The 10,518-nt window shown below is 74.6% G+C and carries 14 protein-coding genes and 1 pseudogene; 3 read left to right on the forward strand and 12 right to left on the reverse strand.

Going from position 1 to position 10,518, the window contains the following annotated elements; all coding sequences use genetic code 11:
* Positions 1–71: 71 nt before the first annotated feature.
* The 8 genes from TEK04_RS16615 to TEK04_RS16650 form a co-directional block, all read right to left on the reverse strand.
* Positions 72–548: a DUF4262 domain-containing protein gene (locus tag TEK04_RS16615; protein ID WP_336405465.1), complete on the reverse strand. Its 477-nt coding sequence runs from the start codon at positions 546–548 to the stop codon at positions 72–74.
* Between the two features lie 145 nt (positions 549–693).
* Positions 694–1,629 (reverse strand): non-homologous end-joining DNA ligase LigD, encoded by a 936-nt coding sequence (gene ligD / locus TEK04_RS16620; protein WP_336405466.1) that lies wholly within the window; start codon positions 1,627–1,629, stop codon positions 694–696.
* Positions 1,629–2,369, reverse strand: a complete 741-nt coding sequence (locus tag TEK04_RS16625) for an MBL fold metallo-hydrolase (RefSeq protein WP_336405467.1) — start codon at positions 2,367–2,369, stop codon at positions 1,629–1,631. The genes ligD and TEK04_RS16625 overlap by 1 nt, the downstream gene beginning before the upstream one ends.
* Positions 2,366–3,172, reverse strand: coding sequence for a glutamate racemase (murI, locus tag TEK04_RS16630; protein ID WP_336405468.1), 807 nt, complete (start codon positions 3,170–3,172; stop codon positions 2,366–2,368). Before murI ends, TEK04_RS16625 begins: the two co-directional genes overlap by 4 nt.
* Positions 3,173–3,183: 11 nt before the next feature.
* Positions 3,184–3,873 carry an HAD-IA family hydrolase gene (locus tag TEK04_RS16635; RefSeq protein WP_336405469.1) on the reverse strand — a complete coding sequence of 230 codons (690 nt, stop codon included), beginning with the start codon at positions 3,871–3,873 and terminating at the stop codon, positions 3,184–3,186.
* Positions 3,864–4,814: a PLP-dependent cysteine synthase family protein gene (locus tag TEK04_RS16640; RefSeq protein ID WP_336405470.1), complete on the reverse strand. Its 951-nt coding sequence runs from the start codon at positions 4,812–4,814 to the stop codon at positions 3,864–3,866. Before TEK04_RS16640 ends, TEK04_RS16635 begins: the two co-directional genes overlap by 10 nt.
* A 5-nt stretch (positions 4,815–4,819) precedes the next feature.
* The gene (locus tag TEK04_RS16645) at positions 4,820–5,095 is read right to left on the reverse strand and encodes a MoaD/ThiS family protein (protein WP_336405471.1); all 276 of its coding nucleotides are present in this window, start codon (positions 5,093–5,095) and stop codon (positions 4,820–4,822) included.
* Between the two features lie 102 nt (positions 5,096–5,197).
* Positions 5,198–5,671: a M67 family metallopeptidase gene (locus tag TEK04_RS16650; RefSeq protein ID WP_336405472.1), complete on the reverse strand. Its 474-nt coding sequence runs from the start codon at positions 5,669–5,671 to the stop codon at positions 5,198–5,200.
* Positions 5,672–5,749: 78 nt separating this feature from the next.
* On the opposite strand from TEK04_RS16650, the gene TEK04_RS16655 reads away from it, so the two are divergent.
* A complete protein-coding gene (locus TEK04_RS16655) occupies positions 5,750–6,109 on the forward strand; it encodes a hypothetical protein (RefSeq protein ID WP_336405473.1) in 360 nt (119 codons plus the stop codon).
* Here TEK04_RS16655 and TEK04_RS16660 read toward each other — a convergent pair.
* Together TEK04_RS16660 and clpS are read right to left on the reverse strand one after the other, a co-directional pair.
* Entirely contained in the window at positions 6,048–6,539 is a 492-nt protein-coding gene (locus TEK04_RS16660; protein ID WP_336405474.1) for a DUF2017 family protein, read from the reverse strand. The genes TEK04_RS16655 and TEK04_RS16660 overlap by 62 nt on opposite strands.
* Positions 6,536–6,832 (reverse strand): ATP-dependent Clp protease adapter ClpS, encoded by a 297-nt coding sequence (gene clpS, locus TEK04_RS16665; protein WP_336405475.1) that lies wholly within the window; start codon positions 6,830–6,832, stop codon positions 6,536–6,538. Before clpS ends, TEK04_RS16660 begins: the two co-directional genes overlap by 4 nt.
* A gap of 24 nt (positions 6,833–6,856) precedes the next feature.
* Here clpS and TEK04_RS16670 point away from each other — a divergent pair, with 24 nt between their 5' ends.
* Both TEK04_RS16670 and TEK04_RS16675 read left to right on the forward strand, forming a co-directional pair.
* The gene (locus TEK04_RS16670; RefSeq protein ID WP_336405476.1) at positions 6,857–8,140 is read left to right on the forward strand and encodes a nicotinate phosphoribosyltransferase; all 1,284 of its coding nucleotides are present in this window, start codon (positions 6,857–6,859) and stop codon (positions 8,138–8,140) included.
* Complete coding sequence (locus TEK04_RS16675; RefSeq protein WP_336405477.1) at positions 8,137–8,715, forward strand: isochorismatase family protein; 579 nt, start codon at positions 8,137–8,139, stop codon at positions 8,713–8,715. The genes TEK04_RS16670 and TEK04_RS16675 overlap by 4 nt, the downstream gene beginning before the upstream one ends.
* Here the strand turns inward: TEK04_RS16675 and serB are convergent, their stop codons facing one another.
* Positions 8,716–9,894: a phosphoserine phosphatase SerB gene (gene serB / locus TEK04_RS16680; protein WP_432277349.1), complete on the reverse strand. Its 1,179-nt coding sequence runs from the start codon at positions 9,892–9,894 to the stop codon at positions 8,716–8,718.
* Between the two features lie 268 nt (positions 9,895–10,162).
* Positions 10,163–10,518 (reverse strand): annotated as a pseudogene (locus tag TEK04_RS16685) (cytochrome ubiquinol oxidase subunit I); the annotation flags it as partial.

The raw sequence follows: 10,518 nt of genomic DNA on the forward strand, positions 1-10,518 counted from the left end.
GCTCCGCGCCGCGGACGTAGCAGCAGTCACCGATCTGGTCATGGCCGGCGTGGATGGCGACGTCGTCAGCATCAGGCTCGCCAGGTGCCGGGGCGCGGCTGACAGGCAGCCGGGTCGCACGGGTAGTGCGGGTCCCACGGGTACGCGCCGTCGTGCGCCCAGGTCAGCTGGAAGGCCTCCACCGACAGCACCTCCGGGCGGCGGTACAGCCGGTTGGCGCCCAGGACCACCTCCCCCGGGTTCGGCAGCTGCTCGACCGTGACGTCGCGCTCGGGCAGCGACAGCTGCTCCCCCGGTACCAGGTCACGGCCGGCCACCACCATGGTGGCCACCCGCTGCAGCAGGGCGTGGCTCTCGACCGACCCGAGACCGACCACGACGAGCTCCGGGTGCACCATGCCGTGCATCCCGATCGTGTAGCCGAACGGCGGCTCGTCGGGCTCCTCGCCGGCGGCGACGTACTGCACCGCCCACCGGTGCGCCCTGAGCACCTGGGCGAGGTAGCTCTCCTCCTGGTCGAGCCAGGCGTTCTCCTGTGCTGTCGTCATGCACGGCACCGTGCCGACCGGGTCCGACCGATCCGGACCTGCCGATGGGTACCTGTGGACAGCGGCCGCTCGTCCACAGACCGGCTTGACCGCCCGGTCGCTACGTGGTGGAGCTCGGCCCGGCGCTGCTGCCGCCGGGCCGAGCTCAGCCGCCCTCGGCGGCCTTCTTGCGGCGCTTGCCCTCGTGCATGGCGGCGACCCGGGCGACGGGGATGGTGTGGCCCTCGGCGACCAGGTCGACCGGCAGGACCTGCGGGGCGGGCAGCGACGCCGTCCACGGGTCGTCGGGGAAGCGTCCGGCGGCGTCGGCGACCGTGACGCCCTGCGGGGAGGCACCGTCGAGGTCGTCCCAGGCGACGGGCACCGAGACCGGCAGCCCTGGCCGGGCCCGCGGCGACCACGCGACGGCGACCGTGCCGCGCCCCGACCGGGTGGAGTCGACGAACACCCGGTCGCCCCGCTCGGCCACCACGTACTCCGTCGTCGCCACCGACGGGTCCAGCGCCGCCGTGCGGGCGGCGAGCGCGCGGGTGGCCGCGGCGACGTCCTCGTGCGACGAGCCGCGCACCGGCACCACCACGTGCAGCCCCCGTGAACCGCTGGTCTTCACCGCCGCGGCCAGCCCGGCGGCGGCGAGCGCCTCCCGGGCCAGCCGCGCCACCGCCACGACCCGCGAGAAGGGCCCGCCGTCCGGCGGGTCGAGGTCGAGCACGAGCCCCGTTGGCTCGGCGAACGCGCCGTCGACGACGGGCGAGAACGGCACGTGCAGCTCCACCGCTCGCTGGTTGGCCAGCCAGAGCAGGGTGCGCCGATCCTCCACGAGCACCTGGTGCACCTCGCGCCGCGTGCGGTCGGACCAGGTGGCCACCGTGCGCACCCAGTCGGGCGCCCCCTTCGGGATGTCCCGCTGCACGAACGCCGCCGCCCTCGGCCGGATGCGCACCATGGTCAGCGGGCGCCCCGACAGCAGCGGAACCAGCCGGTCAGCGAACGCGTCGTAGTGCTCGACCAGCGCCCGCTTGGTCACGCCGAGGCCGTCACCCAGCTCGTCGTCCAGCGAGGAGAAGGTGACGCCGTCCATCAGAGGTCGTAGACCCCGAGCGGGGCGACCAGCTCGGCCGCCGGGAACACCGCCGACGCCGACGCCAGCTGCGCGGCCGGGTCCACCCACGACGGCACGTGGGTGAGCAGCAGCCGGCCGACGCCGGCGTCGCGGGCGTGCTCGCCGGCCTCGCGGCCGGTCAGGTGCAGATCCGGCGGCAACCCGGGGACGTCGGGGTGGGCGGCCTCGGCCAGCAGGACGTCGGCCCCGCGGGCCAGCTCCACGACGGCGGCGCAGGCCCCGGTGTCCCCGGTGTAGACCAGCGACCGGCCCCCGGCCGTGAGCCGGAACGCGTAGCACTCCACCGGGTGCGCGGTGCGCGCCGTCTGCACCTGGAAGGGGCCGAGCTCGAACGAGCCGGCCCCGATGCCGAACACCTCGAACACGTCGTCGATCGGCCCGTCGGAGAGGTCGTAGGCCAACCGCAGCCGCCGGTCGGCGCCCACCGGCGCGTACAGCGGCACCGGACCGCGGGTGGCCAGGCCGGAGTACCGGCGCCAGACCGTGTAGGGCGCCACGTCGAGGCAGTGGTCGGCGTGCAGGTGCGAGAGCAGGACGGCGTCGACGTCGTCGGGCGGCAGCACCCGCTGCAGCGCGCCGAACGCGCCGCTGCCCAGGTCGAGCACCAGGCGGTACCCGTCGTGCTCGACCAGGTAGCACGACGCCGGGGAGTCCGGCCCCGGGCCCGAGCCCGAGCAGCCGACGACGATGAGCCTCATGCGGGTACCACCGTCTCCACGACCGGGCCGAGGAAGCGGCGACCCAACCGGGCGAAGGGCTCGGGGTCCCCGGTGGCCAGGAAGGCGTGCCGGGGCGGCGGGGCGTCGTCCGGGCGGAGCCGGTCGGCGGTGGTGAGCACCCGGTAGACGTCCTGCGCGGTCTCCTCGGCGCTGGACACCAGGGTGACCCCCGGCCCGAGCACCAGCGAGAGCACGCCGGTGAGCAGCGGGTAGTGGGTGCAGCCCAGCACGACGGTGTCCACCTCGGCGGCCTGCAGCGGCTCGAGGTAGGCCTGCGCGAGACCCAGCAGCTGCCGGCCGCTGGTCACCCCGCGCTCGACGAAATCGACGAAGCTGGGGCAGGCGGCGCTGGTGACGGTGATGTGCGGGGCGGCGGCGAACGCGTCGGCGTAGGCACCGGAGGTGATGGTGGCCGTGGTGCCGATGACCCCGACCCGTCCGCTGCGGGTGGCCGCGGTGGCCCGGCGCACGGCGGGCAGCACGACCTCCACCACCGGGACGTCGTAGCGCTCGCGCGCGTCGCGGAGCCCCGCGGCGCTGGCCGAGTTGCACGCCACCACCAGCAGCTTGACCCCGGCCTCGACCAGGTCGTCCATGACGGCCAGGGAGTGCCGGCGCACCTCGGCGATCGGCAGCGGACCGTAGGGACCGTGCGCGGTGTCGCCGACGTAGCGCACCGCCTCGTGCGGCAACTGGTCCAGGATGGCCCGGACGACGGTCAACCCGCCCACCCCGGAGTCGAACACCCCGATCGGTGCGGTGGCGCTCGGCTGGGTCCCCATCGGGGTGAAGGCTAGTGCCGACCCGGCCCGCGCAGCACGGTGGCGGCCGGCAGCAGCAGTCCGTAGCCGGCCCACCGGGCCCCGGCCAGGTCCCGGACGACGACCTCGGCGCCGCTGTCCAGCGCCTCCTCCCCGATGCCCAGCACCGGGCAGCCGGCGGCCTGACCTGCCTGGATGCCGCTGGGGCTGTCCTCGACGACCAGCGCTCGGGCCGGCGGCAGCCCGAGCCCGGCCGCGGCGGCCAGGTAGCCGGCCGGGTCGGGCTTGCCGGCCACGACGTCGTCGGCGGTGACGAAGACCTCGGGCACCGGGAGGCCGGCGGCCTGCAACCGGGCGGTGGCCAGCGCCCGCGTGCCGGAGGTGACCACGGCCCACGAGCCCGGCGGCAGCATCGCCAGCAGCGCCGGCACCCCGCCCATGGCGGCCACCAGGCCGGCGTCCTCGATCTCGAGGGCGTCGATCAGCTCGACCCCGGCCGCGCGACGGTCCTCGGGCAGCAGCGCCGCGACGGTGTCCACGGCCCGGCGTCCGTGCACGATCGCCAACGCCTGCCCCGGCTCCAGGTCGTGGGCGTGCGCCCAGCGCGACCACGCGCTCTCGACGGCCGGCAGCGAGTCCACCAGCACCCCGTCGTTGTCGAAGAGGATGCCCTGGGCCGGGACGTGCAGGTCGGGGGCGAGGTCGTCGGGGCTCAGGCCCACAGCTGGCCCTCGAGCGCGGCGGTGGCCTCGTCCAGGGTGCCGGCGTAGGCGCCGGTGGAGAGGTACTTCCACCCGCCGTCGCAGACGATGAAGCAGATGTCGGCCTTCCGGCCGGCCGCGACCTCCTTGTCGGCGATGCCCAGCGCCGCGTGCAGGATCGCGCCGGTGGAGATGCCGGCGAAGATGCCCTCGCGCTCGACCAGCTGACGGGTGCGGTGCACGGCGTCGTCGGGCCCGACGGAGAACCGGCCGTCGAGCATCTCGGGGTCGTACAACTCGGGGATGAAGCCCTCGTCGATGTTGCGCAGCCCGTACACCAGCTCGCCGTACCGCGGCTCGGCCGCGATGACCTGGACACCGGGCTTGTGCTCGCGCAGGTAGCGCCCCACGCCCATCAGGGTGCCGGTGGTGCCCAGCCCCGCGACGAAGTGCGTGATGGAGGGCAGGTCGGCGACGATCTCGGGCCCGGTGCCGGTGTAGTGCGCCTCGGCGTTGGCCGGGTTGCCGTACTGGTAGAGCATCACCCAGTCGGGGTTCTGCGCGGCCAGCTCCTTGGCCTGGGCGACCGCCTGGTTGCTGCCGCCGGCGGCCGGCGAGCTGATGATCTGCGCGCCGTACATCTCGAGCAGCTGGCGCCGCTCGACCGAGGTGTTCTCGGGCATGACGCAGATCAGCCGGTAGCCACGCTGCCGGGCGACCATGGCCAGCGAGATGCCGGTGTTGCCGCTGGTGGGCTCCAGGATGGTCGAGCCGGGGTGCAGCCGGCCCTCCTTCTCCGCGGCCTCGACCATGGCGATGGCCGCCCGGTCCTTGATCGACCCGGTCGGGTTGTGGTCCTCGAGCTTGGCCCACAGCCGGACGTCGGGGGTCGGCGACAAGGACGGCAGCCCCACCAGGGGTGTGCCGCCGAGGGAGTCGACGAGGGAGGCGAACCGGGCCATCGCGATCAGCCGCCGGCGACCGCGGGCAGGATGGTGACCGAGTCGCCGTCCTTGAGCTCGGTGTCCAGCGCACCGGTGAACCGGACGTCCTCGTCGTTGACGTACACGTTGACGAAGCGGTGCAGCTTGCCCTCGTCGGTGACCAGACGGCCCTTGATGCCGGGGTGCTGGTTGTCGATGTCCTCGACCAGCGCGCCGAGGGTGGCACCGGAGCCGGAGACGGTCTTGTTGCCGCCGGTGTGGGTGCGCAGGATGGTCGGGATCCGGACCTCGATGGCCATGGGTCTCGTGCCTTTCGTGGGGTGGGGTCACCTCGCGCAGCACGCGGCGAGGAGGGTCTCTACGGGAGCGAACGGTCAGCTCGTGACCGGCATTCCGCCGGTTCAGTCGTAGACGACGGTGGTGGGCGAGTGCCCGAACAGGTAGGACTCGACGACGTCGACGTCCTCCTCGGTGACCACGCCGTCGACGATCCGGAAGCTGCGGAACTCGACGTCGTCGCCCACCAGGCCGGTCTGCTCGCCGTGCTCGCGGGTGGAGACCAGCACGTAGTGCGCGAAGGGCTCGGACGCGTAGCTGATGTCGGTGCGCGAGGGGTAGGCCTCGGTGGCGGTGTGCGAGTGGTAGACGACGACCGGGACCTCGTCGCGGTCGTCCATCTCGCGGTAGAGCGCCAGCAGGTCGGCACTGTCGAACTCGTAGAACGTGGGCGACCGGGCGGCGTTGAGCATCGGGATGAACCGCTCGGGCCGGTCGCTGCCGTCGGGCCCGGCGACGACGCCGCACGCCTCGTCGGGGTGGTCACGGCGTGCGTGCGCGACGATCGCGTCGTAGGACGCCCGGTCGATGCGCAGCACGTTCGGCATCCTACGTGCGGCCGGCAGGGTCGGCCGCACGCGGTGGCCGGCCCCGCCGTACCGGTACGGTCCGGGACCGTGGTGATTCTGGTCCTGATGGTCGTCGGCGTCGTGGTCGTGGCCCTGCCGGCCCTCGTGGTGGGCCTGCGTCGGCTGACCCGCCGCGGACCCCGCAACCTGCGCCCCGGCGGGGCCAGCCGGTCGGAGTTCGTCGTGGTCCTGGTCGGGCGCAGCCTGGGCCTGCTGGCCATCCTCGCACTCTCCGCGCTGGTGCTGGTGGCCTCGGTGGGTGCGCTGGTGCGTGACCTGCGCGACGTGCCCAGCCTCGTCTACGTGGCCTTCGCGCTGGACCTGCTGCTGGCAGCGCTGGTGGTGCTCACCTCGGGCGGCCCCCGGCAGCCGCGAGCGCGTCGACGAGGGACCCCTGCACGGCGGTGAGCCAGTGGTAGACCGACGCCTGGGCCTCGTCGGCGCCCTGGGGGGCGCCCTCGGCGGTGATGCCCAGCCGGGTGCCCAGCGCCAGCCGCAGGTCGTTGGTGGTGCGCAGCCAGGAGCGGGCCTGGTCGGTGTCCAGCCGGACGGCGCCGCCGTCGACCGGGAGCGTGGCCCGCACCAGGGCCAGGTCCTCGGCCTTCCCGTCCCGCAGGGTGGCCCCGGTGAGCTCGCGGTAGTCGCGGGCCAGCTCGGCGTCGGTGGCGTGACCGGCCGGGAACAGCCGCGCCACGACCGGGTCGTCGGCGGCGGTACCCGTGGGCGGGTCGCCGGACAGCACCTGCGCCAGCTGGTCGAGCAGCAGGACCAGGACGCCGGACTCGGCGGCACCGAACACGGCCTCGACGCGGTCACCGCGGCGACGGAAGGGCGTCACGAGTCGCGCTGGTAGCTGGCCCACAACCCGTAGGCGTGCAGCCGGCTCGTGTCGTGCTCCATGCGCTCGCGCGGGCCGGAGCTGACGATGGCCTTGCCCTCGTGGTGCACCTGGAGCATCAGGGTGGTGGCCTTCTGCTCGTCGTACCCGAACAGCTCCTGCAGCACGAAGGTCACGTAGGTCATGAGGTTGACCGGGTCGTCCCACACCACGGTCACCCACGGGCGGTCGAGCTCGTGCTCGGTGCCGGTGGTGGTGTCGGGCGTCCTCTCGGGCGCGAGCGGTGCAGCCACCCGTCCACTCTAGGCTTCCTGCCCATGGCCCTCAGCCCGGTGATGCTGACCGACCGCTACGAGCTGACGATGCTCGCCGCCGCCCTCGCCGACGGCACGGCCGACCGCGCGTGCACCTTCGAGGTGTTCGCCCGGCGGCTGCCCCACGGGCGCCGCTACGGCGTCCTGGCCGGCACCGGCCGGTTGCTCGAGGCCCTGACCGCCTTCCGGTTCGGCGACGCCGAGCTCGCCGCGCTGCGCGACCAGGGGCTCACCGACCCGGCGCTGCTGGACCGGCTGGCCGGGTTCCGGTTCACCGGGGACGTCGACGGCTACGCCGAGGGCGAGGTCTACTTCCCGGGCAGCCCGGTGCTCAGCGTCCGCGCCCCCTTCGGCGAGGCCGTGCTCCTGGAGACCCTCGTCCTCTCGGTGCTCAACCACGACAGCGCCATCGCCTCGGCCGCCGCCCGCATGGTCGGCGCGGCCGGCGGCCGCCCCTGCATCGAGATGGGGTCCCGGCGGACCCACGAGGAGGCCGCGGTGGCCGCTGCCCGCGCCGCCTGGCTGGTCGGCTTCGCCTCGACCTCCAACCTGGCCGCCGGCGCCCGCTACGGGGTGCCCACCGCCGGGACCAGCGCGCACGCCTTCACGCTCCTGCACGACGACGAGGCCGGCGCGTTCCGCGCCCAGGTCGCCGCGCTCGGCACGGGGACGACGTTGCTGGTGGACACCTACGACACGATGCAGGGCATCCGGACGGCGATCGAGGTGGCCGGTCCCGAGCTGGGCGCGGTCCGCCTGGACTCCGGCGACCTGGGCGACCTCGCCGTGCAGGCCCGCGCGCTGCTGGACTCCCTCGGCGCGCACCGCACCCGGGTGACCGTCACCAGCGACCTCGACGAGTACGCCATCGCCGCGTTGGCCGCCGCGCCCGTCGACGGGTACGGCGTGGGCACCTCGCTGGTGACCGGCTCGGGCTCCCCCACCGCCGGCATGGTCTACAAGCTGGTCGAGCGCGACGGGACCCCGGTGGCCAAGAACTCCGAGGGCAAGCGCTCGGTGGGCGGCCGCAAGGGCGCCGTCCGCAGGCACGACCCGGCCGGGACGGCGACCGCCGAGGTGGTGTCCCCGCACGCCGTCGACCCCCGGGCCGGGGACCGCGACCTGCTGGTGCCCTTGGTGCGCGACGGTCGCCCGGTCGTCGACCACGACCCGGTCGGCTGGCTGCGGGCCGCGCGCGAGCACCACGAGCAGGTGCGGGCGACCCTGCCGACCGAGGCCTGGTCGCTGTCCCGCGGCGAGCCGGCCATCGATACGGTCGACGCATGACCCGCGCACTGATCGTCGTCGACGTGCAGAACGACTTCTGCGAGGGCGGCAGCCTCGCCGTGGCCGGCGGGGCCGCGGTGGCCCGCGCCGTCACCGTGCACGCCGGCCAGGGGCTCGAGCAGGGCCACTACGCCCACGTCGTCGCCACCCGCGACCACCACGTCGACCCGGGCCCGCACTTCTCGGCCACCCCCGACTACCTGGACACGTGGCCGGCGCACTGCGTGGTGGGCACCGGCGGTGTCGAGCTGCACCCCGACCTCGACCGCGGGGTGCTGCAGGCGGTGTTCGACAAGGGTGAGCACGCCGCCGCCTACTCCGGCTTCGAGGGCGCCAGCGACGGTGTCGGGCTCGCCGACTGGTTGCGCTCGCACGGCGTCGACGAGGTCGACGTGGTCGGCATCGCCACCGACCACTGCGTACGGGCCACGGCCCTGGACGCCGTCGCGGCCGGGTTCGGGACGCGCGTGCTGCTCCCGCTGACCGTCGGGGTGGCCGAGGGCACGACCGCAGCCGCCCTCGAGCAGCTCACCACGGCCGGCGTCCAGCTGCACGGGGAGCCCCAGCGCTGGTGATCATGCCGCGTCGAGGACCTCGTCGCGGGTGAAGCCCAGGACCTGCAGAACGGCGTCCAGGTAGGGCTGGTTGAGCGCGGTGTGCGCCTGCTCGCGGACGAACGGCTTGGCGTTGAACGCGATGCCCAGCCCGGCGGTGGTCAGCATGTCCAGGTCGTTGGCGCCGTCGCCGACCGCCACCGTCTGCTCCAGCGGGATGCCGTGCTCGGCGGCGAACCGGGCCAGCGCGCGCGCCTTGCCGGGCCGGTCGACGATCTCCCCCACCAGACCACCGGTGAGGACGCCCTCGGCGACCTCCAGGGTGTTGGCGGCCGCGAAGTCCAGGCCGAGCGAGTCGGCCAGCGGGTCGGTGATCTGGGTGAAGCCGCCGGAGACGATGCCGCACCGGAACCCCAGCCGCTGCAGGGTGCGGATGAGCGTGCGCGCCCCCGGCGTGAGCACCAGGTGCTCGCGCACCTCGTCCAGCACCCCGACCGGCAACCCGGCCAGCGCCGCCACCCGCGCCCGCAGCGACTGCTCGAAGTCCAGCTCGCCGTTCATCGCCGCGGCCGTGATCCGGGCGACCTCCGCAGCCCGGCCGGCCCGGGCGGCCAGCTCGTCGATGACCTCGCCGCGCACCAGCGTGGAGTCCACGTCGAGCACGATCAGCCGCTTGCTGCGGCGGGCCAGGCCCACCTGCTCGACGGCGATGTCGGCCCCGGTCGCCGCGGCCACGGCACCGAGGGCCGCGCGCAACCGGCCCGCCTCGGCCCCCGAGACGGTCAGCTCGAAGCTGGTGACCGGGTAGTCCGACAGCCGGCGGATGGCGTCGATGTTCCCGCCGACGTCGGCGATGGCCCGCGCGGCGCCGCCGACGGCGTCCGGCGGCACCGGTCGGCCGAGCACGATGACGTGGTGCCGGCGAACCCCGTCGGCGGCCAGGGCGTGCGCACCACGGGCCGGTTCGACGCGTACCTGCACCCCCGACGCCGCCCCGACGGTCGAGGCCGGTCCGACCAGCCGGGAGACCAGGTCGGCCTCGTCGCGCCCGCCGTGCTCGTGGACGACCACCCCCAGGACGAGCTGGCCGTGCACCACGACCTGCTCGACGTCGACCACCTCGAGCGCGGGCAGCTCGGCGAGCGCGGCGAACAGCCGGGCGGTCACGCCGGGTCGGTCGGCACCGGTGACCGTCAACAACGCCCCGGCGTGCGGGACGGCGGTCGCCGGGGCCTGGTGCGGGGTGCCGCGGACGGCGTCGGAGGCGGGTGCGTCCTGGGCGGGGGCGTCCTGGGCGGGGCCGGTCACGGCCGACATCGTGCCCGACGCCCGACCACGACCGGGCACGCACCCCGCCGTCCGCACCCCACCGTCCGCACCCCGCCGCCCGCGCCCGGGCATCCCGCCCCCGCACGGACGACGCCCCGCCGGCCGGTGGCCTGCGGGGCGTCGTCGGAGCAGCTGGTGGCTAGAGCGGGTCGGGGTCGTTGACCCCGGCGCGCTTGCCGGTGCCGTCGAGCAGCTCGCTGGCGTAGGGCGTGTGCTTGCTGCCGGCGTGCGCCTCCGCCTCCAGTCGTTCGCGGAGGTGGGGGTAGTGCAGCTCGAAGGCGGGGCGTTCGGAGCGGATGCGGGGGATCTCCAGGAAGTTGTGCCGGGGCGGGGGGCTGGAGGTGGCCCACTCCAGGGAGTTGCCGTGGCCCCAGGGGTCATCGCGCAGGGCCAGCTGCCCGTACTTCCAGGACTTCACCACGTTGTACAGGAACGGGATGGTGGAGGCCCCCAGCACGAACGACCCGATCGTGGAGATCGTGTTCAGGGTGGTGA

It is taken from the genome of Klenkia sesuvii, assembly GCF_037083825.1.
Classification (GTDB): Bacteria; Actinomycetota; Actinomycetes; order Mycobacteriales; family Geodermatophilaceae; genus Klenkia; species Klenkia sesuvii.